The sequence below is a fragment of the Bacillus sp. YKCMOAS1 genome, from assembly GCF_030268125.1.
GTDB lineage: Bacteria > Bacillota > Bacilli > Bacillales > Bacillaceae > Bacillus > Bacillus safensis.
Genome location: NZ_BSEI01000002.1, coordinates 423,090 through 449,943 on the forward strand (window position 1 = coordinate 423,090; position 26,854 = coordinate 449,943).

Here is a 26,854-nt window from a genome sequence, read left to right on the forward strand (position 1 = left end):
AGAAAAGGTGATGTGATGAGAAACAAGAAAAACAAAAAAGACGCGAAGGAAGGGCGCAAAACACTTCCGATCCGGCTGAATTTATTATTTTTAGCTGCGTTTATTATTTTTACTGGCGTTGTCGTTAGACTCGGGTTTGTGCAAATTGTCAATGGAGAAGATTATAAAAAGCAGGCAGAGAAACAAGAGGATGTGAATGTCAGCTCATCTGCTCCGCGGGGAAAAATTTACGATCGAAACTACAATACGATTGTCAGCAATAAAGCGCTAAATGCCATTACATATACGAGAACCTCGACGACTTCACAAGAAGAGCGGCTCAAAGTGGCATCAAAATTAGCGGATATGATTCATGTGAGTACGAAAAAAATCACAGATCGTGACAAAAAAGATTTCTGGATCTTAACGCATCCGAATGAAGCGAAAAAGCTTGTTCAAAAGGAATCAGAATTAAAGGATGACGATAAGGTCTCTGATGATAAACTATATGAGCTTCAGCTAAAACGCATCACAGACAAGGAATTGAATCAACTGACGAAAAAAGATTTACAAGTGCTTGCTATTAAAAGGCAGATGGATGCAGGCTATGCACTGACGCCTCAATTTATTAAAAATGAAGATGTAAAGCCAAGTGAAATTGCTTACGTCTCTGAGCATTTGGACGAGCTGCCAGGTGTTGATGTGACGACAGACTGGTCACGTAGCTATCCGTATAAAGGACTGCTCCGCAGTATGCTTGGCAGTGTGTCTTCGAGTGATGAGGGTCTTCCGCAGTCACTTCTTGAGCATTATCTATCACTCGGCTACAGCCGAAATGACCGTGTAGGAAAAAGCTATCTTGAATATCAATATGAAGATGTCCTGCAGGGCCAAAAGGAAAAAGAACAGAGTACAACTGATAAACAGGGCAATGTCACAAGCTCTAAAGTGTTAACAGAAGGTAAGAGCGGGAAAGACCTTGTGCTGACAATTGACATTCAGCTGCAAAAAGCGGTTGAAAAAATTATTGAAAAGAACTTGAGAAGTGCGAAACAAAGAGGGGGAACTGAGCTTCTTGATCGCGCATTTGTTGTCATGATGGATCCGAGAAATGGAGAGGTTCTCTCTGTTGCGGGTAAGCAGATTTCAAACAAAAACGGAAAATACAAGTTCGATGACTACTCATTAGGAACGATGACATCCTCATATGCGATGGGATCAGCTGTAAAAGGGGCAACGGTACTGACCGGATATAAAACAGGCGCTATTCATATTGGAAGTACCCAATATGATGAACCTCTCTATATCGCCCAGTCACCGCCAAAGAAATCCTATCAAAATATGGGACTCATTAATGATTTAACAGCACTAGAGCGTTCATCAAACGTGTATATGTTCAAAACAGCGATCGCTATTGGGAAAAGCGAATATCGTAAGAATCAGCCGCTCCCAATTGATCCGAAAGCATTTGATACGTTCCGCTACAATTTCAGTAAATTTGGCCTTGGCGTCAAAACTGGTATTGACCTGCCAAACGAGGCAACGGGCTACAGAGGAACGTCTACACAATCGGGTCTCCTACTTGACTATGCGATTGGACAGTATGATACGTTTACACCGCTGCAAATGGCGCAATACGTTTCAACCATTGCAAATGGCGGGTATCGTTTACGTCCGCAGCTTGTCAAAGAAGTGAGAGAGCCAGATCCGCAGCGCGGCATTGGAGCTGTGACAGAATCCGTCAAACCGGATGTATTGAATAAGCTAGACATGACAAGTGATCAAATCAAGCGTGTCCAGCAAGGATTCAAGCTTGTGATGCAGAACCCAAGAGGGACAGCTTATTCAAACTTTGGCAACAAAAAGTATAATCCAGCTGGCAAAACAGGAACCGCTCAATCATTCTATGACGGTCCAATTAAAAGCAAGCGCGGTACACCGACGTATAACACAACTCTTGTTGCATACGCGCCTGCTGATAATCCTGAAGTGGCCATTTCCGTTGTCGTCCCGTGGGTGTATCAAGACTACAACCAGCGCTATCCAATTACAAACGATATTGGGGAACAAGTATTAGACAAGTACTTTGAACTGAAATCAAAACAGGAAAGCAATGATACACAGGCGAAAAACAAAAACAAAATTGAAAATGAAGCAGAAACAAATAACTAGACCTTTCATAGGTAAAAACGCTCACTTTTTGTGGGCGTTTTTTTACGTTTTCTTCAAAAATTACGATATAAATTGACAAAATTCATAAAAAACGCCGCAATTTCTCTACAAAACTTCGACATTTACAAAACCTTAACATTCCATTTAAACGAAATTAATAAAGAACCTTTAATGTATTACTCGTAGGACAAATTATTCAGGGGGTATTCTTGAAATGAAAAAGAACAAATTATGGCTGCTTACTTTCCTTACTATCGCATTGTTAGCATTCGTCACAGCATGCGGAAACAGCAGCTCAAGCGGAGATTCAAAAGACAGTAAAGGAAATGCTTCAAACAAAGATGAGGCATCAGGTTCCATTACCATCTCAGGATCATCTGCGATGCAGCCTTTAGTTCTTGCGGCAGCAGAAAAATTCATGGATAAACATCCAAAAGCCGATATTCAAGTACAAGCCGGCGGTTCAGGAACAGGACTTTCTCAAGTTTCAGAAGGATCTGTACAAATTGGTAACTCAGATGTATTCGCTGAAGAGAAAGATGGAATCGACGCAAAAGCTTTAAAAGACCACAAAGTAGCAGTGGTTGGAATGGCCGCAGCTGTAAACCCTGAAGTGGGTGTCAAAGACATCACAAAGGACGAATTGAAAAAAATCTTCACTGGTAAAATCAAAAACTGGAAAGAGCTTGGCGGGAAAGACCAAAAAATCACGCTTGTCAACAGACCTGATTCTTCAGGAACTCGTGCAACATTTGTGAAATATGCACTTGATGGTGCAACACCTGCAGAAGGAATCACAGAAGATTCTTCAAACACAGTGAAAAAACTGATTGCAGAAACACCAGGTGCAATTGGATACCTAGCATTCTCTTATTTAACAGATGACAAAATTACACCGCTTAGCATTGATGGTGTGAAACCAGAAGAAAGCAATGTAGAAAGCGGTAAATATACAATTTGGGCATACGAGCACTCTTACACAAAAGGTGAGCCGGAAGGTCTAGCAAAACAATTCTTAGATTACCTTATGAGTGACGAAGTACAAAAAGAAATCGTTAAAGACCAAGGCTACATCTCAGTCTCTAATATGAAAGTAGAAAGAGACGCAGCAGGCAAACAATCAGATAAGTAAGAGGTCTTGAATTGCTGATGAAGGAAAAGTGGAGCATTTCACTTTTCCTTTTATGACATTCATAGGAGTGTAGAAAAAGATGAAGCAGATAGAACATACAGAAGCGAGCGATCGGCTGATCAGCTCGAAGAAAAATAGGCAAATGGATGAAGTAAGAGGAAGTATTTTGGTGAGATTCTGCGCATTCTTAATGATTGCAGTATCCATCGCCATCACCATCTTCCTTGGCATTAAGGGTTTACAATCTTTCATCGTAAATGGTGTAAGCCCAATTGAGTTCTTAACCAGTATCAATTGGAACCCAACAGCAGAAAACCCAGAGTACGGCGCATTTCCTTTTATCTTTGGATCGATCGCCGTCACGCTTCTATCGGCACTCATTGCAGCGCCGCTAGGCATCGCAGGAGCGATCTTTATGACAGAAATTGCACCTGCATGGGGCCGGAAAATTCTCCAGCCAGTCATTGAATTGCTTGTAGGGATTCCATCCGTTGTTTACGGATTCATAGGTCTTACAGTATTGGTGCCGTTTATCGGACATTTCAAGTCAAGCGGCTCAGGGCATAGCGTGTTAGCAGGAACGATTGTCCTGTCTATTATGATTCTGCCAACCGTTACATCTATTGCAACTGATGCAATGGCTTCCCTTCCAAAAAGCTTACGTGAGGGATCGTATGCACTTGGCGCAACAAGATGGCAAACGATTAGACGTGTGCTTGTACCAGCAGCTCTTCCAACATTAATGACAGCTGTCGTTCTTGGGATGGCGAGAGCATTTGGAGAAGCCCTTGCCGTTCAAATGGTCATTGGAAACACACGTAATTTACCAGAGAGCATTATGGATACAGCTGGTACATTAACAACCATTATTACGTTAAACATGGGTCACACAACGTATGGAAGTGTTGAGAACAATACACTTTGGTCAATGGGGCTTGTCCTTCTAGTTGTATCGTTTATGTTCATACTCATTATCAGATACTTGTCGTCTAGGAGGAAGATTTAATGAATAGCAAAATGACCGATCGTTTTGCCACGATTGTTTTTGGATTATGTGCCGCCATTATTACGGCGATCCTAGTTGGTTTGTTTTCTTATATCATTTTCAACGGTGCAAAAGAATTAAATTTTGACTTTTTGACAACTCGCTCAAGTGCGATTGGCTCTGGCGGCGGCATTAGGGACCAACTGTTTAACTCGTTTTACATTTTGTTTATTACAATGCTGATCACAGTACCACTTGGTGTCGGCGGCGGAGTGTACATGGCTGAATATGCGCCTCAAAACAAAGTCACTGATTTTATCCGCACATGTATTGAAGTGCTGTCTTCACTTCCTTCTATTGTCATTGGTATGTTTGGTTTACTCATGTTTGTCAATTTAACAGGCTGGGGCTATACAATCATCGGAGGAGCTCTTGCGCTCACGGTGTTTAACCTGCCAGTGATGGTCAGGGTGACAGAAGACGCGCTTCGCTCTGTACCGAAGGATCAAAAGGAAGCATCACTAGCGCTTGGTGTGACGAAATGGCATACAGTGAAGACGGTCCTAATTCCAGGTGCGATTCCTTCTATTATTACCGGTGCGATTTTAGCATCAGGAAGAGTCTTCGGTGAGGCAGCAGCGCTTCTTTTCACAGCAGGTCTCACCACACCGCGTCTAGATTTTACAAACTGGAGTCCATTTTCTGATACGTCACCGCTGAATATTTTTAGACCGGCAGAAACATTAGCCGTTCATATATGGAACGTCAATACACAAGGAATCATTCCAGATGCGGAGGCCATTGCAAATGGTGCATCAGCCGTACTTGTGCTTTCAGTTTTAGTATTCAACTTAGCAGCTAGATGGCTTGGTTCATTTATTCATAAGAAGCTTACGTCAAAATAATGTGAGAAAGGTGTGAAGGGGATATGGTTCAAATGCTAGCAGAAAAAAAAGAGATTGCAGCAAAAAAGGCTCCACTTCAAGCAGAACAGATTTTACAGGTGCAGGATTTAAGCATTTATTATGGGGAAAAAAAAGCGGTCAATCACATTTCATTTGAAATTGAGAAGAACGCAATTACCGCATTAATCGGCCCATCTGGCTGCGGGAAATCAACCTTTTTACGCAGCATTAACCGCATGAACGACTTGATCCCAGGTGCGAGAAGTGAAGGGGCGATCATGTACGAAGGGCTCAATATTTTGGATGACCGCATTAATGTGGTGAATTTACGAAGAGAAATCGGCATGGTTTTCCAAAAACCAAACCCATTTCCTAAATCGATCTACAATAACATTACCCATGCATTAAAGTATGCGGGAGAAAAAAGAAAATCAGTGCTTGATGATGCGGTAGAGGAAAGCTTAACAAAAGCAGCGCTTTGGGATGAGGTCAAAGATCGTCTGCACCGCTCAGCTTTGTCATTATCCGGCGGTCAGCAGCAGCGCCTTTGTATTGCACGTACACTTGCGATGAAACCTAGCGTTCTTTTATTAGATGAACCTGCTTCTGCCCTAGACCCGATCTCAAATGCAAAAATTGAAGAGTTATTATCAGATTTGAAAAATGATTATTCGATCGTCATTGTGACTCACAACATGCAGCAAGCGTTACGTGTATCTGATCATACGGCCTTTTTCCTAAACGGTGATCTAGTAGAATATGATGCCACTGAACGTATCTTTACACGTCCTGCGCAGCAAAAAACAGAAGACTATATCAATGGTCGATTTGGATAAGGCGGGTGGATTTTGATGAATGCAGTAGCAACTGAAACAGCAAAAAAAGAAGTGTTTCGTGTGAATGATATGAACCTTTGGTATGGACAGCATCACGCACTGAAGCATATTGATTTAGACATAAGAGAGCATGAAGTCACAGCAATTATCGGTCCGTCCGGCTGCGGAAAGTCAACGTTTATCAAGACCTTAAATCTCATGGTCAAAACAGTCCCAGGTGTGAAAATCACCGGGGATATGATGTATAACGGTGACAATATTTTAAAAGGCCGCGTCGATCTAGTGGAACTGCGTAAAAACGTCGGCATGGTCTTTCAAAAAGGGAACCCATTCCCTCAATCTATCTTTGATAATGTCGTCTATGGGCCAAGAATTCACGGGGTGAAGAGCAAGCAGCAATTGAAAGAAATCGCTGAAAAAGCGCTTCGTGATGTTGCCCTTTGGGATGAAGTGAAGGATCGATTAAGTGCGCCTGCATTAGGTCTTTCCGGCGGTCAGCAGCAGCGTCTTTGTATCGCAAGGGCTATTGCCACAAGCCCAGACATCTTATTAATGGATGAACCAACATCAGCGCTTGATCCTGTCTCAACATTAAAGATTGAAGAATTGATTATGAAATTAAAAGAGAAATACACGATTGCCATTGTGACGCATAATATGCAGCAAGCGGCCAGGGTATCAGATAGAACAGCCTTCTTCTTAATGGGGGAGCTTGTTGAGATCAATGATACAAATGTGATGTTCTCTGAGCCAAATGATCAAAGAACAAATGATTATATATCTGGTCGATTTGGATAATAAAAATCCCTGGAGGTCAGCGCCGCCAGGGATTTTTATTGTTATTTTGTTAAGGCTTTGACGATTTGTTTGAACGTCATCCCTGTTTTTAAATTGAACTTGCCTGCACGAATTTCTTTATGGTAGCCGGCGTCAATCACGTAATCATTAAAATCTTTAGACGAGTTGATGATTCCGTCCTTTTCAAGCATGTCTGAAACATCACTTGTGCTCATCCCGTTTTTAATAACGAATTTGACCGATTTGCCTTTAGGCTTGTCTGATGTTTGTTTATCATTTTTAGAATCGCCGTCTTCATTTGCTTTCAGTGCTTTTTCTTTATAATCAAGAAGCTGCTGATATGTTTCACGGCTGACGGAGACTTCTTTTTTAGAGTCTAAATAGTTTTTCACGTCAGTGTCTGTTACTTTCGCTGCGAGCGTTTCTTTTGTGGTCGTATCAGCCGTCGCTTCATCTTTTCCAGTGAGGAAAAAAACGATTGCCAGAACACCAGTTGCAAGAATCATACCTGCCGCAAACGTTTGGATGCTTTTTTTCGTCATACAAGCACCTTCTCGTTGTCTTTAATGATCATGTTGACTTCATCTACAGATACATGCTCAGCACGCGCAATGGCCTCAGGAGACATGCCATTTTGATGCTTTGAAATGATTTGTCTTGCGATAGATGGATCAATTTCTGAATGTTTGCGGACGACGATGTTTGTTTCAAGCAATTCTTCTTCAAGAACCTTCATTTTCTTTTTCAGTTTATAGATTTCTTGCATTGCAGATAGTTGAAGTGTTTCAAGTTCCTGCTCGACTTCTTTAATCGGCTCTCTTTGAAAATATGAGAATGCGATCAGTACGATACTGACAACAAGCAATCCGATAATTGCAATTTCCATGTTTCATCACCTTTTATTCATATTTTAATGCTGAAAACCATAAAAGGCTTTCATGATTGTTTCAGACAGTTTTCGACCCTTCTTTTTTATACCATAAAAAAGCTAGTTTCAAAAGGAATTGCTGAAAAAATCACCTTTTCTTCATCTTTTTTCTTTTTAAATGAAAAACGAGTATGAAAATCTTGCTCGCTGTCAAAATAAAAGAGGGTTTCTCACGTATACAGTACGACAAAGATTGACGTTTTATAGGGGAGCAGGCCATTTTTCATAAAATGACCGTGCGATATAGATCAGAACGTAGACGGATTGCACTGAAATTGAAATTGGTGAAAAAACATTCTAGCATTCCTAAGCTAGAAGTGGTATTATAGTTAGGTCTGAATGTGAATTGATTTTAGTTTGGAGGGAAAAACATGCGCGTAAATATTACTCTAGCTTGCACTGAATGCGGTGAGCGTAACTATATTACTAAAAAGAATAAGCGAAACAATCCAGATCGCGTTGAATTCAAAAAGTATTGCTCACGTGATAAAAAACAAACTTTACATCGTGAAACAAAGTAAGCAGCAGGGAATTTTCCTGCTGTTTTTTTATGATGGGAGATGATCTGTGTGAAAAAGGAACTCCGCCTTCAAACATTAGCCAAGCTGGATCAGATGAGTGCTGAGGAATTCGAGCGAAGCACCGCTTTACTTCATGAGCACTTGTTTCAGCTGCCAGCATGGAAACAAGCAAATACGATTGCACTCACCATGTCTAGAGGAAAAGAGGTACCGACAATGCCTCTCATTGAAAAAGCATGGCAGGAGGGGAAAACAGTATGTGTACCCACCTGTTTTCCGGAAACAAAAGAGATGACGTTTTATAAATATACACCGGAAACGAAGATGATATCCCGCTACTTTGGGCTATTGGAGCCCGACCCTATGGCGTCGGCCGCTGCATCTAAAGAATCAATCGATTTGATCATTGTGCCTGGGGTGTGCTTTGATCGACAAGGTTACCGTATCGGATATGGGGGCGGCTATTATGACCGCTACTTAGCTGACTATCACGGCGATACGCTTGCCCTTTGTTTGACAGTACAGCAAACCGAGCATATTCCGGTTGAAACGCACGACATCCCGGTCTTCATCATGGTCAGTGAGAAAGGTATCTTATATCAAAAATAAAGTCCGCTGCTTATACGTATGAACGGGCTTTTTGTGTTGAGCGAAGGTCTTGTTTGTGATCAAAAGTCACATGAACGATAGCGATCAACATTTTTCATTAAAAAGCATTTTAGCTGACGGGGGGATATGTTTTGAAAAAATTTCGTGGAAAGAAAAGATACTTCCGTAATATGTGGGAGGAAGTGAATACTTATCAATTAACGCTCGACCACGATTCGTGGTTCTCTTTTTCGCATACGCACCTTGATTTTTTTGGAGTCGGGGAAAATAGCTTAAAAATAAGGAGAGAACATATCAAAGCTCATATCGCTTTATATCATAGGCTGCTAAAACAGCTTGAAGGCTTTGAAAAGCCATACCAAACTTGGATTTGTATTCACGAGCATGACCCTGGTTTAGACGCTGTATATGTTCATACACCAAATCCATACGACAGTTACTTCCCGCACAAGGTGGAGGGGTTAGAGCGGAATTGTAAGCTGCCTCATACTTTCAAGGATTTAATCGACCTTCATCAATTTGACGTTTCTTATGATCAATCAGAGTGCGGAGAGGTTTATTATATTCAATCAAAAGAACAAGGGATTAGATTGTGAAGGCCTGCTTTTAGGCGATAAAAATGTTGGTTCATGCATAAACAAATCCTATTTAAGCCACGATACGAACATAGGAGGGAATATGATGAATAAAATGATTTGGAGCATTGTGTTCACACTGTTTGCATTCGTTCTCGTGCAAAATCGTTATCGGCTCATGAATTTGATTTTAGGCCAAAATCAAGTACGTCACTTTTTGATTAAATGGCTGATGAAAATCCCATATTTTCGGACGAAATTTATTCGCCAAGCATTCTAATCCCGCAAAAGCCGGGATTTTTTTGTTTTGAAATGCGGATCAGAACGATTCTTGCTATAATAATGTAAAAAATGGAGCGCGAATGTATGAATGTCATAGATAGTCTATTTTGGCGAGTTGTTGATGAACTAAGACAAAAAGGATACGAGATGATTCAAAGTCCGTACCCAGAAGATGAAATATTTTTTGAAGCACCACGAAACTCAGGCTATGATCTCATCCGTCTATATAGAAAAGATGTGAATTTTAGACAGGAGATTGTTCGAGATATCGAGGAGCAAACATATCGGATCAATCAACTGAGAGAAGCTATGCGTAAACGATCGCTTCATCTCTTGCAGCTGCAATTTACAACTGATGTTCCAGTAGATGATTGGGAAGACCTAAACGGTGAGCCGCAAAAAGAGAATAAGGTGACAGTTACTCCTGTGTTACTCAATGCAGACACGCTTCAAAACGATGTAAACGAACTGCATAAATGGCTCAATACATCTCTTGCAGTTGATGTAGAAGAAGCAAAGAGAGACACAGCTGAGGATGCAATGCAGCTTAAAAGGAACGTGCTCCAGGCATTTGATGATCAGGAAAAACAGCGTGAACGAGAACGGGCCGTGTTTCAAAATGGCAGACCCATTTTTACCTACTTGCTGATCGCTGTCCAAGTGGTGATGTTTCTTTTACTTGAGCTGTCTGGTGGAAGTACCAATACGGCAACTTTAACAGCATTTGGTGCTAAAAATAATGTGCTGATTTTAGAGGGTGAATGGTGGCGCCTGATAACACCAATGTTTTTACATATTGGCTTGACGCACTTACTCTTTAATACTTTTGCTCTTTGGTCCGTTGGAGCGGCTGTTGAGAGAATTTATGGGTCAGGAAGATTTTTGCTCATCTATTTGATTTCTGGCATTTTTGGCTCCATAGCGAGCTTTGTGTTTAATACGGCAATTGCAGCCGGAGCATCAGGCGCGATTTTTGGCTGTTTAGGGGCACTGTTATATTTAGCTATCTCAAACCGAAAGCTTTTCTTTCGGACGATGGGGACAAATATTATTGTCATTATTCTCATTAACCTAGGAATAGGCTTCACTGTATCAGGTATTGATAACGCAGGGCATCTTGGCGGCCTGGTTGGAGGTTTTTTCACCGCATTAGCTGTCCGTCTTCCTAAACAGACGCAGCCTGTCAAAATGCTTCTTGCGACTGCTGCCTTGCTCTTGATTGGTGGTTTTGGATTGTATACAGGGTTTCATTCAGATAATCAAAAGGAAGCAGCGGCAACAAGTGAGGCAGCGAGTTTATTTGATGAGAAAAAGTATAGCGAAGCAAGTGAACGACTAGAGGAATATGTACACGAAAAAGATGCATCAGCTGAGGCACTTCATATTTATGCACTATCGGAAGCGCAGCAGGGCCACCTTGATAAGGCCATTCAATTTTTACAAAAGTCGCTTGAAAAAGATCCAGATGAACCAAATAAACTGTATCATTTATCGTTGTTATTCGTAGAAAAAGGAGAGACAACGAAAGCAGATGATCTATTAGCGAAAGCATTAAAACAGGATCCTCAAAATGATCAATTTTTAAAGCTGAAACAATATATCGAAAATAGTCAAACACGTTGAATGACTTGACTGAAAGCGCATTTATGAATACGCTTATCCTATCTGTTGATGAGAAGAAATGGTGGAAACAATGAAAACGTTATATGATGTACAGCAGCTGCTTATGAGATTTGGAAATTATGTGTATTTCGGAGATCGTGAAGTAGAATTAGAATTTATGGCAGACGAATTGAAGGAAATGTATACATCGGGCATCATTGACCGCACTGAATGGTCAAACGCAATGACGATTCTTCAAATGGAACTAGCCAAATTAAATCGAAAAACAATGTGAAGGTGGAGGGCATATGACAGGGGATTGGTTTGTAGGTATTGATCTTGGCGGTACGACAATTAAGCTTGCGTTCATTAATCTATATGGTGAAATTCAGCATAAGTGGGAGATTCCTACAGATAAATCCGGGCAGACGATCACAGTCGATATTGCCAAATCAATTGACCATAAACTGGTTGAGATCAGTATGCCAAAATCAGCACTTATTGGGATCGGAATGGGTGCACCTGGACCTGTAGATAAAGTATCTGGAATCGTCTATAAAACAACGAATCTGGGCTGGACAAACTATCCGTTGAAAGATCACCTAGAGGCAGAGACAGGACTTCCATCTGTCATTGAAAATGATGCGAATATTGCTGCACTCGGTGAAATGTGGAAGGGTGCAGGAGATGGCGCAAAAAATATCCTGATGGTCACACTTGGAACGGGGGTTGGTGGCGGCATCATCGTCAACGGTGAAGTTGTTCAAGGGGAGACAGGAGCTGGCGGAGAAATTGGCCATATTTGTGCCGTTCCATTTCAAGGAGCACCTTGTAACTGCGGAAGAACAGGCTGTATTGAAACGATCGCATCTGCAACTGGCATCGTCCGGCTTGCAAAGAATAAATTAGAAACCGAGCAGCATACATCTTCACTTGGCACGCTCGCTTCGCTATCAGCAAAGAATGTATTTGAAGCGGCAGAAAACGGAGATGATCTTGCAATGCGTGTCGTAGAAGAAGTGACGACACATCTTGGACTTGTCCTAGCGAATCTTGCCAGTGCTTTAAACCCAACGAAAATTGTGATTGGCGGCGGTGTTTCAAAAGCAGGTGAGCTTCTTCGCAGTAAAGTAGAACGCGTTGTGAAACAACATGCGTTCCCGCCTTGCGCAGACGATGTCGAAGTGGTGATAGCATCACTCGGAAACGATGCGGGTGTCATCGGCGGTGCATGGATGGCAAAAACCAAATGGCTGTCTTGAACAAAAAAGTCATAATGATGTCATTTTTATTAAAAAAAGCGATAGATAGGCATGAAATTGGATGTTTAGCATATTCATAAGTTTGTCATGAGGAAAAAGACATTGATTTTCCATCATATACAGGATAAGATATACTTTAGTTATTTTTCTAGAAGCACCAATAATTAGGGTATATCTAGGACCTAGATGCGCGCTTAGCACAAGGAGGTTACAATGCGAAAGAATAGATTAAAGGCGATTTCATTTTTACTGATTGCGACATTGCTGATGTGGGTCAAAACCTATGTTATCTATAAATCTAGCTTCAATATTAAAATTGAAAATTTCATGCAGGAGTTTATCCTGTTTATTAATCCGCTTAGCTTTCTCTTGTTTATCTTCGGCATCGGTTTATTTTTCAAAGAGAAAAATCGAAATCGATATATCATCGTGACAAGCTTTATCCTGACATTCATTTTGTTAGCCAACATTGTGTTTTATCGATTCTATAGTGACTTTCTAACCATCCCCGTCCTATTTCAAACAAACAATATGGGTGACCTCGGGTCAAGTATTACCTCTTTAATTGAACCAGTCGATTTACTGATGTTTGTTGATATCATCATTTTAATTTGGCTCTATAAAAAACAGCCTTCCTTTAGAACAGATGTCACAGTTTCACGAAAAGAACGAGCAGCATATTACTTATTTGTGGCAGCTACATTTTTCTTTAACCTTGGTTTAGCTGAAACAGAAAGACCAGAACTGCTTACTCGCTCATTTGACCGTGAGATGCTGGTGAAAAATATCAGCTTATATAACTTCCATATTTATGATGGGGTATTGCAATCGAAGCAGTCTGCTCAACGAGCCCTTGCTGACAGTAATAGCTTAACTGAAATTGAAAACTATGTAAGCGCAAATCAAACGGACCGTAATGAAAAGACTTTTGGTCAAGCGAAAGGACGAAATGTCATTCTTGTATCACTTGAGTCTACACAGAGTTTTGTGATCAATGAAAAATTAAACGGGAAAGAAATTACTCCGTTTTTAAACAAATTGATCAAGAAGAGCTATAACTTTACTAATTTTTATCACCAAACAGGTCAAGGGAAAACATCTGATTCAGAGTTTATTGTAGATAATTCTCTTTATCCACTTGGAAGAGGGGCTGTGTTCTTCACAAATCCAAGTAATGAGTTTACAGCGACACCTGAGCTGTTAAAGGATGAGGGCTACCACTCTTCTGTTATTCATGCGAATAACAAAAGTTTCTGGAACCGTGACCTTATCTACGATAGCTTTGGCTACGATAAGTTCTTTGATATTAAATCATTTGATGTGAATGAGGAAAACTCAGTTGGCTGGGGACTGAAAGATGGTCCGTTTTTTGAGCAGTCCGCTGAATTAATGAAATCGATCCCGCAGCCTTTCTATACGAGATTGATTACATTAACGAACCATTTCCCTTTTGATTTAGATGAAGAAGATAAGCTCATTGATGAATATGATTCAAAGAGCAAAACGCTGAACAAGTACTTCCCTACAGTGCGTTATCAAGATGAAGCCCTTAAGCTTTTCTTTAAAAAGATGAAGGAAGCTGGGTTATACGATAAATCCATTTTTGTTTTATATGGGGATCACTACGGAATTTCTGAAAACCATAACGAAGCCATGGGACAATTTTTAAATAAAGAGATTACGCCATTTGAAGAAGTACAGCTTCAAAAAGTCCCATTTGTTGTACACATTCCAGGGGTAACGGATCAACATCCAAAAGAAATTGATACGGTAGGTGGTCAGGTCGATATCCGTCCAACTGTACTCAATCTTCTAGGTATTGATACAAGTAAACAAATTCAATTTGGTCATGACCTTTTATCAAAAGATACGAATGACTTTACAGTACTCCGTGATGGAAGCTTTATTACGAAGGACAGCATTTTTACAGATGGTGTTTGCTACAATAAAGAGACAGGCGAGCCAGCAGATGATAAAAATGTGTGTCAGTCTTATGAAGAGAAAGCGAAGCAGGAGCTTCAATTCTCTGATCAAATCATCTACGGAGATCTCCTTAGATTTTATGATCGAAACAGCCCGGACCATTCACCATCTAAAAAAGAAGGTGAAACGGAGCTGAAAAAGGCGTCCTAATAGATGAAAAAACCTCTGCTATTTTTAGAAGCAGAGGTTTTCTTTTTTTGCCTGACGGTTCATATAGTATGAGAGGAGGGATGTAAATGAAGACAACGTCGTTTGGAAAAATTGAATGGCAGCTGGATGAAGCGGAGAGGGATGCTGTGGCAAAGCAGCTTGGTATTGGCAAAGCTGCTTTCCATTTATCTAACACAAGCACTGATGACCTTCTTTTACCGGGATATAGACTTCCAGAAGGAGTCCATGTATTTGATTCCATCGGTGATGTGCAGAGATTTATTACGCCTTACAGACTGCAGCAATCCGATGATTGGATCAATGGAACATTTGAATATGATAGCGCTCAATTAGAAAAAGAGCTGAGCCACTTGAAAGCCATATTTCCTTTTCTTCATATCAGCATTATTGGCCATTCAGTGCTTGATACACCTATTTATGAAATCCGAACAGAGCCTGTTCAGCATTTACATTCTATTCATCTCAATGCCTCATTTCATGCAAATGAATGGATCACGACGTCTGTTTTATTAAAATGGTTGAAATCGCTTTGCTTAGCAGCGTCTGACCCGGTGCAGGCAAGACATTATGAAGCGGTTCATATTCTGCAGACCACCGCTTTATCCATCGTACCAATGGTCAATCCAGATGGAGTGGATTTGGTTCGTAATGGACCGGAGTCACTAGGTCTTCATCGTGAAGAATTCACACTGCTAAACGGTGGATATTCCGATTACCGGGAATGGAAAGCAAATATTCGAGGGGTGGATTTAAACAATCAATTCCCTGCTTATTGGGAGATCGAGTACTATCGTCATCAGTCGAAGGCACCGTCCTACCGGGATTATCCTGGGCGTGAGCCATTAACAGAACCAGAAGCGAAAGCGATGGCAAATCTTGCGTTGCGAAAACGATTTGACCGGCTGATTGCCCTTCATACACAAGGAGAAGAGATTTATTGGGGTTTTCTTGGCCATGAGCCAGCCATCTCAAAAGAAATAGTCAAACGATTCGAACAAGTGAGCGGCTACAAACCGATCCAATATCTCGACAGCTATGCAGGCTATCGCGATTGGTTTATTTATCAATTTCATAATGAGGGCTATACAGTTGAGCTTGGTCTAGGGAAAAATCCTCTTTCCATGGATCAATTTGATTCAATTTATGAAAAAACAAAGCGGCTTTTGTGGGAAGCGTGTAAGTGTTAAAAGCACCTGTCTGGTGCTTTTTCATATTGGAGAAACAATTAATTGCTTAAGGTCAATAAAAACAATGTTGAAGTAATTGACGAAGTCTTTCTTGTAAGCTATTGTGAAAGATATGGATGTAAAAAAAAGGATATGATTTAGGGAGATGTCGACTATTGAGTGCTCAAAGCCTGTGGAAAAGAAATTTTACTTATCTATTTGTTTCTAAAATGTGCAAAATTACAGCTGATAGTTTATCTTTCAACACCATCTTATGGCTTTTGGTACTAGGAGGGAAAGGAGCAATAGGGACAGCTTTTTTTATTGCGGTCAGCTTTGTCCCTCAAGCGATTGTTGGACCATTTATTACGCCCATGATGAAGCCGCATCAATTGAAGTTTTGGATGTGCTTTGCTGATTTAACACGAGGAGCGATTATTCTTGTGATCGTGGTTAGTTACTTTTATGGTTTCACACCATTAGTCCTCATCATCGGCTGCATGCTGCTTCATTCGGCGACAGGAGGCTCCTACGAACCGGCATCTGTATCGATTATTCCAAAGCTTGTCCATGAGGACCTCATACAAAAAGCGAATGCAACCATCCAATCAGCAAGTCATGTCGTAAGACTTGTGACGGTAACGATTTGTGGTGTCATGATTGCATTTGTAGGCGTAGGCTATACAATGCTTGTGATCATTCCCCTTTATCTTTTGTCCGCTTTATTGGTGTTCATGATTTCATATCAAACAGAAGCCATCATCGATAAAGCCAAAAAAGGATTATCTTACGGCAAAAGATTAATTCGAGGTTTTTCACTTGTTAAAAGCCATCATATTTTGTTTCCATTAGCCATTTTTTGTGTCTGCTCAAACTTTGCTGCGGCACCATGGGAAGCATTGTCTGTTATTTATTTAACTGAAGATTTACATAGTGGACCGATCGTCTATTCATTCATCAAAGTCACAACCGCACTAGGCGCCTTTTTGATGGGGTTTGTTTTGACAAAGATAAAGGTGAATCGGTATGGATTGCTGTTTATAGGTGCTGGGATTGTTGATGGAATCGCCTTCTTCATCACAGGTATGAACGCATTGTTACCACTTGTGTTTATATCAGCTTTTGCTTTAGGAGCAGCCATTAGTGCAGTTAACGTACCCGAACATACGATGATTCAATTGTCAGTAAAGGCAGAGGATCAGCCGCAAGTGTACGCGATTATCAACATGATTTCCTTCTTGATGATTCCGTTAGGCGCTCTCATTGGCGGTTATATGGCTACACTGTTTGGATCTGGGTATGTCATTGCGGCTGGCGGCATCATTGAAGCTGTTTCAGGTATATGCCTGCTTTTGTTTACAAAGATCGGAAAGGTAGAGAGGGCAGATTTGACGATAGAACGAGACAAACCTGCCGTAAACGCAACGTAAGCATGGCATGATTGATTGAAGATAGGTTACAATGGGGACGAGAAAATATGAGATTTGATTGAAAGGGGAAAAACGATGGCTATAGCAGACGTCACCATCATTCCGATAGGCACTGAAACACCAAGTGTCAGTGCTTACGTAGCAGATGTACAAAGAATTTTAGAAGGCTTTCAACAAGAAGGAAAAATCAAATATCAATTAACACCGATGAATACGTTAATTGAAGGCGAATTATCCGTTTTATTTGAGGTCATTCAGCGCATTCATGAAGCCCCTTTTGAAAAGGGATTGCACCGAGTAGCGACCAATATTCGCATCGATGACAGACGGGATCAAACCACAACGCTTACAAGCAAATTAGAAAGCGTGAATAAGCATTTAAATCAATAAAAAAAGCCTGCTATAAGCAGGCTTTTAATGTGCAGTTGGATAACCGCTATAGATGATGGTCATGACAGTGAACCATCCAAAAACCAAAAATGTAGCGCCAGCAAAAGCGATGGCAAGTACGTTCACTTTTTTTAGTGAGCGATAGATACCGAGCGCAGCTAAAATCGTGACTAGACCAAAAATAATGACGAGCATCATGTGAAAGTCCCCCTTTGTCATCAATCCCCTTGATTTCCTTTCTTTTCATTTTAACCGTTTTCATAAAGCTTGTCGAGTAGATTCCAGTTGACGATTGTTTGAATTTTTATTGAATAGCCTTCATAATAAAAAAGAATGAATAAAGTAGGTGATGAAAATGAATTGGAGAAGAATGCCACTAGGCTATGTACAAGCGAACGCATATATTTGGAAAAACGAGCAGGGAGAATGCTTAATTTTTGATCCAGGCGGTGAGGCGCAAAAGCTAATTTCCTATGTAAAAGAAAAACAGCTCAAACCGCTTGCTGTCTTATTGACACATGCTCATTTTGATCATATTGGTGCGGCAGATGAGGTACGCGATGAGTGGGGAGTGCCGCTGTATGTACACGAAAATGAAAAAGAATGGCTCACGAACGCTGAATTAAACGGTTCAGCTCGATTGATTGGAAATGGAATTACGGTCAAAGAAGCTGAAAAATTGATTACGACAGAAGGAACGCTTCAAATTGGGTCGTTTACATTAGAAATGTTCCATACCCCTGGGCATTCACCTGGCAGTGTGTCTTACTATTCGGCGGAAGAGGGCTTTGTTATTTCTGGTGACACGCTATTTGAAGGCGGCATTGGAAGAACAGATTTAGTAGGCGGCAGTCAGGAAGTGCTGCTTCAATCAATCCATCATAAATTATTGTCCTTGCCAGAATCAACTCTTGTATTAAGCGGGCATGGCGGGGAAACGACTGTGCTGACAGAGCAGGAGCAAAATCCGTTTATTAATGGTTTTTCTCTTTAAATGAAAAAGCATCTCTTTAAAAGAGATGCTTTTTCATTTAATGTCCGGTACCGGGAACCATGATGAAAATCGAATAATATGTAAATCCGGCAAAGAAAATCGTCAAGTACGCTCCGAAAATGTAAATATACATTCTTTCGGATAAATTCAAGTAGGATAAAAATACAAAAAGAACGGTTTGACCGAAGAACAGCAGCGATGCATCTTTCATATGTCCTAAATAGAACATGACAGCAAAAATACCCGTCCAAAAGCCAAGCACGCGGAACATGCGATTCATTTCTTTCCCTCCCCTTAAAAAACCCCTTTGATTCATATTATAGCTGATCACCACTTGTTATGTAAACATTTACATTTTTGACAACGTGTGAACAATTTATTTTGAATGTAGAAAAATTTTTTTGAAAAAGTGAAGAAAAAGTGTTTATGCTGAAAAACATGAGGGTACTTACTCCATAAGAGAAAAGGTTAACGACCTAAGGAGGAAGACTAATGAGTGACATTACTTTTTATTCATACCCGAGCTGCACGTCTTGCCGCAAAACAAAACATTGGTTAAAGGCGAATCAAATTGATTTTAAAGAGCGTCACCTTTTCAGAGAAACGCCAACTCTAGATGAATTAAAAAAGATTCTTTCTTTAACAACAGAAGGAATGGATGAAATTTTAGCCACACGAAGTCAAGCTTTTAAAAGCTTAAATTTAAATATTAATGACTTAAAAGTAAACGAGGTTTTGCAGCTTCTCATTGAAAAACCAAAACTGCTTCGAAGACCCATCATCATTGATGGAAATAAATTAGTAGTTGGTTATAATCCAGGAGAACTCATGAAAATATCAAAAAAGAAAGCGATTCATCAATCAGTTTCCTAATAAAAAACGAAGATCAGCTGAAACATGCTTCAGCCGTCTTCGTTTTTGTGCTGAACTGGGCTAGCTGGGTTCGAACCAACGATCACGGAGTCAAAGTCCATTGCCTTACCACTTGGCTATAGCCCAATATCAAACGTGTAATGATATTGTTCACCATCTACGGTCATTTATACATAAAAATTGTATGTCACGAGTTTTAAGTGCAAAAGGAGCGAAAGAAGTAAATGAGAAATGAAAAATCAAAGCAATTATACGAATTTATCCTAAAAGAAGCCCCTGTCATGACCGAAGAATGGCTAAAGACAAGAACAGAAGAAGGCTCATTATATTCTAAACATGCTTCAGAGGAAACGGAAAAGAAGCTGAAGGAACAGAACACAGCGTTTATTCAAACCATTGCAGCAACACTTGTGACACTGTCAGACAAAGTAGAAAATCATTTGAAAAAGTGGTCTGTTGATATTGCTCGTGATCGAGCAGTGCACGAGGTGCCGTTATATGAAATCATTGGACAATTTAAGATCTTTCGCCACATTTTCTGTTCGAGAATTGAGACATTCACCCAAGAAACCGAGCTTGAAGTGACGCTGCAAGATGTGTGTCAATGGAATCAGCACTTTCACGCCACATTTGATGATATGATTGAGCGTTTATCAGAAGAATATGACCGCGTGACACTCAGTCAGCTCAATGCACAAAGAGAGATGATTCAAGAACTGAGTGCCCCTGTTATTCCAGTATCAAAGGAAATCGGGATTTTGCCATTGATCGGAGAAATCGATACGTACCGGGCCAAAATCATTTTGGAATCCGTGCTAGAACAGGCTTCAAGACTGCGTCTAACGCATTTATTTATTGATATTTCTGGCGTTCCCGTTGTTGACACGATGGTTGCTTATCAGCTGTTTAAAGTGGTCGATAGTACGAAGCTATTAGGAATTGAAACGATTATATCAGGTATTCGCCCAGAGATAGCTCAAACTGTAGTGAAACTCGGCATTGATTTCTCAAAAGTAAATACAGAACACAGCCTTGCAAAAGCTTTAGAAAAAAGAGGATTTCGCATTTTTGAAGAGCAGCAGCAAGAAGCCACATCATGACGAAAAAACCTGTACTTGTAAAAGTCAGGTTTTTTTATATGCTCTTTTCTAAAAAATGATGTGATGCATCTTGAGTTGAGGGTTTTCATGCTTTATTAGTCATGAAAATCATAAAATGCTCTTTTGTCATTCAGGTTCCTCCATTCTACAATGTGATCAATGAAAGGAGTGATCCACTTGTATGGGATTGAATATTTAAGGCAAGAGCTGCTAGAAGAAGCATGCCGCATGAGAGCATCTGATGTGCACATTGTCCCGAAAGAAAAGGAAGCGTTGGTATCTTTCCGCGTAGATTCAGATTTAATCCAGCAGCGAACCATCGATAAAAAAACCGGCGAGCGGCTCATTGCTCATTTTAAATTTTTATCATCCATGGATATTGGAGAAAAACGGAGACCGCAAAATGGGTCATTAGCTGTGATGTTAAGAAGCGGCCAGGTGTTTATTCGAATGTCTACCTTACCAACTGTAAATGATGAGAGTTTAGTGATTAGAATATTGCCGCAGGATCATGCTCCGAAAATAAAACATCTGTCACTATTTCCGAAAGCTTCAGCCAGGTTATTGTCATTTTTGAAGCATTCGCATGGGCTCATTTTATTTACCGGTCCAACCAATTCGGGGAAAACAACAACCCTCTATTCACTGATCCAGTTTGCAAAAAAGAATTTCAACCGAAATATTATTACACTTGAAGATCCTGTGGAAACAAGAAATGAAGAAGTGTTACAGGTTCAAGTAAATGAAAAAGCCGGCATCACATATGCCGCAGGATTACGCGCTATTTTAAGACATGATCCAGATATGATTGTGCTAGGAGAAATAAGAGATGCTGAATCGGCCAGAACGGCGATTAGAGCAGCACTGACAGGCCATTTAGTATTGAGTACGCTCCATGCAAAAAATGCAAAAGGAGCCCTTTATCGTATGCTTGAATTTGGTGTCACGATGAATGAACTTGAGCAAACGATGGTTGCAATTGCTGCCCAGCGATTAATCGAGCTCACCTGTCCTTTTTGCGGAGAAACATGTCAGCTTTACTGTAAATTAAATCGACCGATCAGACGAACAAATGTATTTGAACTGCTGTTCGGAAAAGAGCTTGGTGAGTGTATCAAGGAGGCTAAAGGAGAATTTGCTCACTCGTCATATGAAACACTGCAAAGATTAATTCGTAAAGGAGTGGCACTCGGCTATCTATCAAAAAACACTTACCATCGCTGGGTTTATGAAGAAGCGAGCCTTTAAAATATGGTCTAAAAAGGACCAAGCTGAATGCCTATCAAAACTGGCTCAATTAATTCAGGCTGGATATACATTGATTGAGGCATTAGTAATGGTGAATATCCAGTTATCAAAACAACATCGGCAGCAATTAAAACTAGGTATTCAGTGGCTGCACGAAGGCGAGCCTTTTTATGTAGTGCTCGAGCGACTCCATTTTCAGCGGGAAGTCATCGCCATACTATGTTTTTCTGAGAAGCATGGCAGTCTAGCCCGTGCTTTAGAACAAAGCGCCCGTTTTTTAGAGAAAAAAGTCAAGCAGTTAGACACGTTTAAACGCATGTTACGTTACCCGCTCTTCCTCATCTTCACGGTTTTGGTCGTGCTGGTACTCGTTCAGCGAATGATCATTCCTCAATTTTCTGTTTTGTACTCATCGATGGATACCCGCATGTCTTGGCTGATTCAAGTAATGTTTGGAATGTTTCAATTCCTTCATGCTTTTCTGCTTATCATCAGTTGTCTGTGTATTTGTCTTATCGGATATTATGCTGTGTTTTTTAGGAAAAAGTCGACCCTTGAGAAACTCAGGGTGATGAGTAAGCTGCCTTTTTTATATAAAGGGATGCAGCTGATGCATACGTACCTTTTTTCTCTTCAGCTCAGCGGACTGCTTCAGGCTGGATTATCGATGTACGAGGGCTTGCAAGCTTTTAAACAGCAAAGCTACCTGCCTTTTCTTCAAGAAATAGGTGTACAAATGATGGATGAGTTAAGAAAAGGAGAAAGCATGGCAAACCAAGTAAGCGTGAGTCCTTTTTTCGAAAAACATTTTGCAGCTATCATCAAGCATGGTGAAGCAAGCGGGATGCTTGCAAGAGAAATGTACACGTATAGCCAATTTCTATTAGAGAATGCAGAGCTGAAAATTGAAAAATGGATGTCTTGGCTGCAGCCGGTGATCTATAGTGTAACGGCACTTCTTATACTCATCGTGTATTTATCTATTCTTTTACCAATGTATCAACTAATGGAGCAAGTGTAAGAAGGAGGACAAAGACATGAATGATAAAGGGTTTACCCTGTTAGAAATGTTAATTGTCATGCTCGTGATATCCATTCTTTTACTCATTACCATACCGAATATCACACGTCATCACCAAGCAATTCAAGCAAAGGGCTGTGAAGGGCTCAAATCAATGGTCAGCACACAAGTGATGGCATATGAATTAGAGCATGATGGGAAGACGCCATCTTTAGCTGAATTAGAAAAAGAAGGTTATGTTAAAAAGGGATTAACCTGTCCTAATGGAAAAGCGATTGTCATTCAAAACGGCAACGTGAAGCATGAATAAATTACTTTTACACGAGAAGGGTTTTACCCTCATAGAACAGCTAATGATCTTACTAGTTCTGTCGATCTTATTGTCGATCATAGGAGTGAAAATCCCAAATTTAATAGTAAGCGCTGAAGCCAAAAGACAAGTGAATATCATGAAACAAGATCTTCAATTGGCGTCATATACTGCATTTATCAAAAAAACACGAGTGCACGTTGAGATCCAACCGCCGCATGTATCTTATCAGGTAATAGATCAAAAGAGTAACGAAGTCATTGCTTCTTATCAGCATAAAAAGGGCAGCATCAAAACTTCTACATTCTCACAAGGTATCTATTTTAATGAAAACGGACATCCAAGCAGCGGTGGATCTTTCATTGTCGAATTTGGCAGTCAATCCTATAAACTCACGATTTATTTAGGAAGCGGGCGAATCCATGTTCAAAAGCAATAGAGGGTTTAGTACGATTGATACGCTGTTTGCTTGTCATATCTTCCTATTTGCAGCCCTTGTGATTATGCCGGCCTATGAAAAGATCATGCTGGGGAAAAAGGAAGTAAGAGCCAAACTTGAAGCTTACCAAATCTTACATGAACAGATGAATGAAGCATTCATAGAGGGTACAAAATCGTCTGTCAAAAAGAAGCGAGGCGACAACACATATGTATTCAATTGGAGTAAAGAGAAGGGATGTGTATCATACAACTTACAAAAAAAGCAGACCATATGCTTTCACCAGGTTGCGGAACGGTGAACAAGGTTTTACCCTTGTCCAGGCTTTGTGGCAATTGCAGCTATTTTTGTTCCTCTCTTTTGGATGTGTACTGATCTTTTCAGCAGCTGAGAAAGCCCTTCCTTTTGAAGAGATTAACCGATTTTCACAAATGGAGTGGAAACAGACTGTCCTGCAATTAGATGAGGATTTAAGCCGTGCAACGGCTGTTCGATCGGTGCAAGGAGGTAATGCGTTAGAGTATGTATCTGATCAAGGGCGAGTGGTAACGATTGAGCCATATCAAGAGATGCTTCGAAAACGTACGGATCAAGCTGGACATCTTCCATTATTGCACAAGGTGAAACAATTTCATGTGAGAACGAGTCAGTATAGAGCCATACTGAAAGTCAAAGATGGATCTGGTAAGGTTCATGAAGCCGTTTTTTTCACATATAAAGGGGTGGTTCCTAAATCGTGAAAAGAGAGGAAGGGTTTATCTATCCGCATGTGCTTGCTGTGATTCTATTTTTTCTCTTGATTCTAGGAGCGATAACGATGGGCTTTCAAAAAGAGCTGAGAAGTGCAGAGCTCACGATTTCTTTTTATAAAAAACAGCAGCTTTTTAGGGTGGGTGTGAGTGAAGCTGCCACCAAAGTAAAACGCATTTGTGAAAAGCGGAAGGTCCATATTGATACTGAAGAAGGCCATGTGGCACTGAAGCAGATGAAATGCGATCAACAGAAAAAACGTGTCCTCGCTTTGGTGAGGGTGAAAACAAAGGACGGATTATCCGATGAGCGGGAGCTGATGCTGGATTGGAAGACCGGTGAAATCATGAGATGGGCAAACCCTGATTAGCCAGTGTATAAAATCATCCTCTTTCTGGTAACACTTGAAGGAAGAAGAGGTGAATTTGCTTGAAAACAAATGACTATGTAAAATATATGACGCAGGAAATCATTAAATATATGAATACACCACGAGACGAACGTAAGGAACACAAACAAGAAAAAATGGAAACAAAACCTCCGTTTTCACAGCGATTATTTGGGGTTCTGCCGTTTGGTTTCTCCATGATGCTTAAAAAACGTCAGCGACATCGACGAAAGTAAAAAGCCGCCAGCAGGCGGTTTTTTTATGCCATTTTAGTTGTATTCCTCCACAACAATCACTTTATTCACCTTGTTTGAGTAAGGATTATAGGAAATGGTGACAAACACCCCAAATTCCTTTGTATGGTCTTTTAACGTAATATGATACTGTTTTACAGATTCCTTATCGCGGTGGCGGTCCCATACTTTTTGTTTAAATAAAACTTGCGTTAGCGGGTATCTTTTTTTGGCTTCTTTGACTGCTCGCGTTTCCCATTGGTCTGCGGTGGCAGTCAAACCTCTCGCAGCCACAGGTTTGACGTCTAGTATCATAGGACTCAGCAGTAAACTGAGCATGATTATGATTTTTCCATATTTCACTTAACATCACCTCACCTCTTCATATCCTGACCAAATCCTACATTTTTATGTAAGTTTTAAGAAGTACAAATGTCACACAAAAAAATATTGAATATGGCGAAAGAATGAGAAAATGGAAGAATTTTCTCGTAATTGTTCTTGTTTAAGAACAAAATGAACTAATTTGACGTTTTGGGTTTTATAGGTATTTCCTTATACTGTATATAATCGTTCTTTTTAAAGAACAACCGTTCAAGGAGTTGAAGGGATTAATGAAACAGTCGCTCTTTGTCCTTTTTTGTGCCATTTGTTTGATGTTGACGTCTTTCCTCATGACACCAACGAATGCCTCTTTTAACGATGTCGAGCACAAAAATTTTGTAATGAAAACATGTGAAAACTTTGAACAGACAGATCAGCATTGTCAGCCTAAAAAATGGGATCAAAGTCAATTGGAGCTTGTCGATCAAACGATAATCGAAGGAACAGTCTGCGCACCTCAAAGGCTGAGCATGACACTAAAAAATAGTGGACAGCCTATTGCGTACTCTGAATGGAAGTGGGAATTACATAAAGTGGGAAATGGTCAGGAGCCATTACAAGATGGTCATATTCTTGAAAAGGGCTCCATAAAGTCCCTATTGTCGCAAGAAACAGCGATTGTCACGACAGATAAAGCAAAAACAAATGGAATCTATGCATTTAAAATCTATTATCCTAAAGGATTTGGCGCATCTGATAAGGCGTACTTTTGGTCTAAACAGATGGTGCTCTCAAAGTGTCAAGAAAAGGCGTCCTAAATGGAGCTGTCTTTTAAAGTGAAAAAATGATAGGCGAAGGGGAGAAGGGGTCATGAAAAAATGGATGAAGATGTCTGGGAGTATTCTTTATGTGGTGGTGTTCACGGTGATGATAGCCTCAATTATTGTCGTGTTGTCATCAAGAACAACAGGAGGAGAACCTCAGATTTTCGGTTATCAATTGAAGCAAGTATTATCAGGTTCGATGGAACCAGAATTTGCAGCTGGGTCACTGATTGTTGTAAAGCAGGTCGCCTCACCTGAGACGCTCAAAAAAGGAGATATTATTACGTTTCAAACAAAGCAAGATCAGTCCTTTGTGACCCACCGAATTGTTGGGGTGAAGGGAAAGGATGCAAATAAAGCGTTTGAGACGAAGGGTGACAATAATATGTATCAGGACGGCACGCTGGTAAAAGCGGATCAGGTGACTGCGCAGTATATGGGAGTGAACATTCCTTATGCGGGAAAGCTTCTTTCGTATGCAGGGACATCAGCTGGAACTGCTTTGCTCCTTATTATACCAGGTGTCATGCTGCTTGTTTATTCAACCATTCATTTTGTGGGCGCAGCAAAACACCGTAGACACACGGCTGATGTACATATGTCAGAGGAACAAGCTTAAATCGT

At 40.5% G+C, this 26,854-nt stretch carries 35 protein-coding genes and 1 tRNA gene; 30 read left to right on the forward strand and 6 right to left on the reverse strand.

All coding sequences use genetic code 11. The features are described 5' to 3' along the window. Positions 1 to 15 precede the first annotated feature (15 nt). From QSJ46_RS06950 to pstB (QSJ46_RS06975), 6 genes are all read left to right on the forward strand, one after another. On the forward strand, positions 16 to 2,151 hold the full coding sequence (locus QSJ46_RS06950; protein WP_047202377.1) for a peptidoglycan D,D-transpeptidase FtsI family protein: 2,136 nt from the start codon (positions 16 to 18) through the stop codon (positions 2,149 to 2,151). Between the two features lie 214 nt (positions 2,152 to 2,365). Continuing rightward, entirely contained in the window at positions 2,366 to 3,283 is a 918-nt protein-coding gene (locus QSJ46_RS06955; RefSeq protein ID WP_047202306.1) for a phosphate ABC transporter substrate-binding protein, read from the forward strand. Between the two features lie 79 nt (positions 3,284 to 3,362). Beyond that, entirely contained in the window at positions 3,363 to 4,289 is a 927-nt protein-coding gene (gene pstC / locus QSJ46_RS06960; RefSeq protein WP_047202305.1) for a phosphate ABC transporter permease subunit PstC, read from the forward strand. Continuing rightward, on the forward strand, positions 4,289 to 5,173 hold the full coding sequence (pstA, locus tag QSJ46_RS06965) for a phosphate ABC transporter permease PstA (RefSeq protein WP_039179988.1): 885 nt from the start codon (positions 4,289 to 4,291) through the stop codon (positions 5,171 to 5,173). The genes pstC and pstA overlap by 1 nt, the downstream gene beginning before the upstream one ends. A gap of 23 nt (positions 5,174 to 5,196) precedes the next feature. Further along, on the forward strand, positions 5,197 to 6,009 hold the full coding sequence (gene pstB / locus QSJ46_RS06970) for a phosphate ABC transporter ATP-binding protein PstB (protein ID WP_483298729.1): 813 nt from the start codon (positions 5,197 to 5,199) through the stop codon (positions 6,007 to 6,009). A 15-nt stretch (positions 6,010 to 6,024) separates the two neighbouring features. Continuing rightward, positions 6,025 to 6,807: a phosphate ABC transporter ATP-binding protein PstB gene (pstB, locus tag QSJ46_RS06975; protein WP_039179987.1), complete on the forward strand. Its 783-nt coding sequence runs from the start codon at positions 6,025 to 6,027 to the stop codon at positions 6,805 to 6,807. Positions 6,808 to 6,848: 41 nt separating this feature from the next. On the opposite strand, the gene QSJ46_RS06980 is transcribed toward pstB (QSJ46_RS06975), so the two are convergent. Both QSJ46_RS06980 and QSJ46_RS06985 read right to left on the reverse strand, forming a co-directional pair. Next, positions 6,849 to 7,349 carry an endolytic transglycosylase MltG gene (locus QSJ46_RS06980; protein WP_039179985.1) on the reverse strand — a complete coding sequence of 167 codons (501 nt, stop codon included), beginning with the start codon at positions 7,347 to 7,349 and terminating at the stop codon, positions 6,849 to 6,851. Next, a complete protein-coding gene (locus QSJ46_RS06985) occupies positions 7,346 to 7,693 on the reverse strand; it encodes a hypothetical protein (RefSeq protein WP_024422989.1) in 348 nt (115 codons plus the stop codon). The genes QSJ46_RS06980 and QSJ46_RS06985 overlap by 4 nt, the downstream gene beginning before the upstream one ends. Before the next feature lie 413 nt (positions 7,694 to 8,106). On the opposite strand from QSJ46_RS06985, the gene rpmG reads away from it, so the two are divergent. The 11 genes from rpmG to QSJ46_RS07040 all read left to right on the forward strand — a co-directional run bounded on the left by rpmG (position 8,107) and on the right by QSJ46_RS07040 (position 17,726). Further along, positions 8,107 to 8,256 (forward strand): 50S ribosomal protein L33, encoded by a 150-nt coding sequence (gene rpmG / locus QSJ46_RS06990; RefSeq protein WP_008360061.1) that lies wholly within the window; start codon positions 8,107 to 8,109, stop codon positions 8,254 to 8,256. Between the two features lie 48 nt (positions 8,257 to 8,304). After that, the gene (locus QSJ46_RS06995; protein ID WP_285604503.1) at positions 8,305 to 8,865 is read left to right on the forward strand and encodes a 5-formyltetrahydrofolate cyclo-ligase; all 561 of its coding nucleotides are present in this window, start codon (positions 8,305 to 8,307) and stop codon (positions 8,863 to 8,865) included. A 131-nt stretch (positions 8,866 to 8,996) separates the two neighbouring features. Then, on the forward strand, positions 8,997 to 9,461 hold the full coding sequence (locus QSJ46_RS07000; RefSeq protein ID WP_039179980.1) for a hypothetical protein: 465 nt from the start codon (positions 8,997 to 8,999) through the stop codon (positions 9,459 to 9,461). Between the two features lie 85 nt (positions 9,462 to 9,546). Beyond that, positions 9,547 to 9,720, forward strand: coding sequence for a hypothetical protein (locus tag QSJ46_RS07005; RefSeq protein WP_162473402.1), 174 nt, complete (start codon positions 9,547 to 9,549; stop codon positions 9,718 to 9,720). 86 nt (positions 9,721 to 9,806) lie between these two features. After that, positions 9,807 to 11,345, forward strand: a complete 1,539-nt coding sequence (locus tag QSJ46_RS07010; RefSeq protein ID WP_285604504.1) for a rhomboid family intramembrane serine protease — start codon at positions 9,807 to 9,809, stop codon at positions 11,343 to 11,345. A gap of 70 nt (positions 11,346 to 11,415) precedes the next feature. Then, entirely contained in the window at positions 11,416 to 11,619 is a 204-nt protein-coding gene (locus QSJ46_RS07015; protein WP_008342322.1) for a YqgQ family protein, read from the forward strand. A gap of 13 nt (positions 11,620 to 11,632) precedes the next feature. Beyond that, positions 11,633 to 12,586: an ROK family glucokinase gene (locus tag QSJ46_RS07020; RefSeq protein ID WP_285604505.1), complete on the forward strand. Its 954-nt coding sequence runs from the start codon at positions 11,633 to 11,635 to the stop codon at positions 12,584 to 12,586. A 213-nt stretch (positions 12,587 to 12,799) separates the two neighbouring features. Beyond that, the gene (locus QSJ46_RS07025; protein WP_285604506.1) at positions 12,800 to 14,719 is read left to right on the forward strand and encodes an LTA synthase family protein; all 1,920 of its coding nucleotides are present in this window, start codon (positions 12,800 to 12,802) and stop codon (positions 14,717 to 14,719) included. An 86-nt stretch (positions 14,720 to 14,805) separates the two neighbouring features. Beyond that, complete coding sequence (locus tag QSJ46_RS07030) at positions 14,806 to 15,927, forward strand: M14 family metallopeptidase (protein ID WP_285604507.1); 1,122 nt, start codon at positions 14,806 to 14,808, stop codon at positions 15,925 to 15,927. A gap of 155 nt (positions 15,928 to 16,082) precedes the next feature. Further along, a complete protein-coding gene (locus QSJ46_RS07035; RefSeq protein ID WP_285604508.1) occupies positions 16,083 to 17,336 on the forward strand; it encodes an MFS transporter in 1,254 nt (417 codons plus the stop codon). Between the two features lie 75 nt (positions 17,337 to 17,411). After that, a complete protein-coding gene (locus QSJ46_RS07040; protein ID WP_024427984.1) occupies positions 17,412 to 17,726 on the forward strand; it encodes an MTH1187 family thiamine-binding protein in 315 nt (104 codons plus the stop codon). A 24-nt stretch (positions 17,727 to 17,750) separates the two neighbouring features. Here QSJ46_RS07040 and QSJ46_RS07045 read toward each other — a convergent pair whose 3' ends face one another. Next, entirely contained in the window at positions 17,751 to 17,924 is a 174-nt protein-coding gene (locus QSJ46_RS07045; RefSeq protein ID WP_003217333.1) for a DUF2759 domain-containing protein, read from the reverse strand. 157 nt (positions 17,925 to 18,081) lie between these two features. On the opposite strand from QSJ46_RS07045, the gene QSJ46_RS07050 reads away from it, so the two are divergent. Further along, positions 18,082 to 18,720, forward strand: a complete 639-nt coding sequence (locus QSJ46_RS07050; protein WP_064497601.1) for an MBL fold metallo-hydrolase — start codon at positions 18,082 to 18,084, stop codon at positions 18,718 to 18,720. 37 nt (positions 18,721 to 18,757) lie between these two features. Here QSJ46_RS07050 and QSJ46_RS07055 read toward each other — a convergent pair whose 3' ends face one another. After that, positions 18,758 to 19,000 (reverse strand): DUF2626 domain-containing protein, encoded by a 243-nt coding sequence (locus QSJ46_RS07055; RefSeq protein ID WP_003217440.1) that lies wholly within the window; start codon positions 18,998 to 19,000, stop codon positions 18,758 to 18,760. 212 nt (positions 19,001 to 19,212) lie between these two features. Here QSJ46_RS07055 and QSJ46_RS07060 point away from each other — a divergent pair, with 212 nt between their 5' ends. Next, the gene (locus QSJ46_RS07060; RefSeq protein WP_007501232.1) at positions 19,213 to 19,593 is read left to right on the forward strand and encodes a Spx/MgsR family RNA polymerase-binding regulatory protein; all 381 of its coding nucleotides are present in this window, start codon (positions 19,213 to 19,215) and stop codon (positions 19,591 to 19,593) included. Positions 19,594 to 19,648: 55 nt separating this feature from the next. Here QSJ46_RS07060 and QSJ46_RS07065 read toward each other — a convergent pair. Continuing rightward, positions 19,649 to 19,719: transfer RNA gene (locus QSJ46_RS07065), tRNA-Gln, on the reverse strand. 98 nt (positions 19,720 to 19,817) lie between these two features. Here QSJ46_RS07065 and QSJ46_RS07070 point away from each other — a divergent pair. From QSJ46_RS07070 to QSJ46_RS07110, 9 genes are all read left to right on the forward strand, one after another. Next, on the forward strand, positions 19,818 to 20,693 hold the full coding sequence (locus tag QSJ46_RS07070; RefSeq protein WP_285604509.1) for an STAS domain-containing protein: 876 nt from the start codon (positions 19,818 to 19,820) through the stop codon (positions 20,691 to 20,693). Positions 20,694 to 20,870: 177 nt separating this feature from the next. Then, entirely contained in the window at positions 20,871 to 21,941 is a 1,071-nt protein-coding gene (gene comGA / locus QSJ46_RS07075; protein ID WP_285604510.1) for a competence type IV pilus ATPase ComGA, read from the forward strand. Then, entirely contained in the window at positions 21,922 to 22,962 is a 1,041-nt protein-coding gene (gene comGB, locus QSJ46_RS07080; protein ID WP_285604511.1) for a competence type IV pilus assembly protein ComGB, read from the forward strand. The genes comGA and comGB overlap by 20 nt, the downstream gene beginning before the upstream one ends. Before the next feature lie 16 nt (positions 22,963 to 22,978). Next, positions 22,979 to 23,272 (forward strand): competence type IV pilus major pilin ComGC, encoded by a 294-nt coding sequence (comGC, locus tag QSJ46_RS07085; RefSeq protein WP_024422977.1) that lies wholly within the window; start codon positions 22,979 to 22,981, stop codon positions 23,270 to 23,272. Further along, on the forward strand, positions 23,265 to 23,711 hold the full coding sequence (comGD, locus tag QSJ46_RS07090; RefSeq protein ID WP_224928854.1) for a competence type IV pilus minor pilin ComGD: 447 nt from the start codon (positions 23,265 to 23,267) through the stop codon (positions 23,709 to 23,711). The genes comGC and comGD overlap by 8 nt, the downstream gene beginning before the upstream one ends. After that, on the forward strand, positions 23,695 to 24,012 hold the full coding sequence (comGE, locus tag QSJ46_RS07095) for a competence type IV pilus minor pilin ComGE (protein ID WP_107163363.1): 318 nt from the start codon (positions 23,695 to 23,697) through the stop codon (positions 24,010 to 24,012). Before comGD ends, comGE begins: the two co-directional genes overlap by 17 nt. Beyond that, positions 23,921 to 24,451, forward strand: a complete 531-nt coding sequence (gene comGF, locus QSJ46_RS07100; protein ID WP_181286115.1) for a competence type IV pilus minor pilin ComGF — start codon at positions 23,921 to 23,923, stop codon at positions 24,449 to 24,451. The genes comGE and comGF overlap by 92 nt, the downstream gene beginning before the upstream one ends. Continuing rightward, entirely contained in the window at positions 24,448 to 24,831 is a 384-nt protein-coding gene (locus tag QSJ46_RS07105; RefSeq protein WP_285604512.1) for a competence type IV pilus minor pilin ComGG, read from the forward strand. The genes comGF and QSJ46_RS07105 overlap by 4 nt, the downstream gene beginning before the upstream one ends. Before the next feature lie 59 nt (positions 24,832 to 24,890). Further along, positions 24,891 to 25,085 carry a YqzE family protein gene (locus QSJ46_RS07110; RefSeq protein ID WP_024718846.1) on the forward strand — a complete coding sequence of 65 codons (195 nt, stop codon included), beginning with the start codon at positions 24,891 to 24,893 and terminating at the stop codon, positions 25,083 to 25,085. Between the two features lie 33 nt (positions 25,086 to 25,118). Here the strand turns inward: QSJ46_RS07110 and QSJ46_RS07115 are convergent, their stop codons facing one another. Then, on the reverse strand, positions 25,119 to 25,397 hold the full coding sequence (locus QSJ46_RS07115; protein ID WP_285604608.1) for a DUF3889 domain-containing protein: 279 nt from the start codon (positions 25,395 to 25,397) through the stop codon (positions 25,119 to 25,121). A 299-nt stretch (positions 25,398 to 25,696) separates the two neighbouring features. Between QSJ46_RS07115 and tapA the strand changes: the two genes are divergently transcribed. Both tapA and sipW read left to right on the forward strand, forming a co-directional pair. Then, positions 25,697 to 26,224: an amyloid fiber anchoring/assembly protein TapA gene (gene tapA, locus QSJ46_RS07120; protein ID WP_285604513.1), complete on the forward strand. Its 528-nt coding sequence runs from the start codon at positions 25,697 to 25,699 to the stop codon at positions 26,222 to 26,224. A gap of 52 nt (positions 26,225 to 26,276) precedes the next feature. Then, positions 26,277 to 26,849 carry a signal peptidase I SipW gene (gene sipW / locus QSJ46_RS07125; protein WP_107163366.1) on the forward strand — a complete coding sequence of 191 codons (573 nt, stop codon included), beginning with the start codon at positions 26,277 to 26,279 and terminating at the stop codon, positions 26,847 to 26,849. Positions 26,850 to 26,854: the final 5 nt, after the last annotated feature.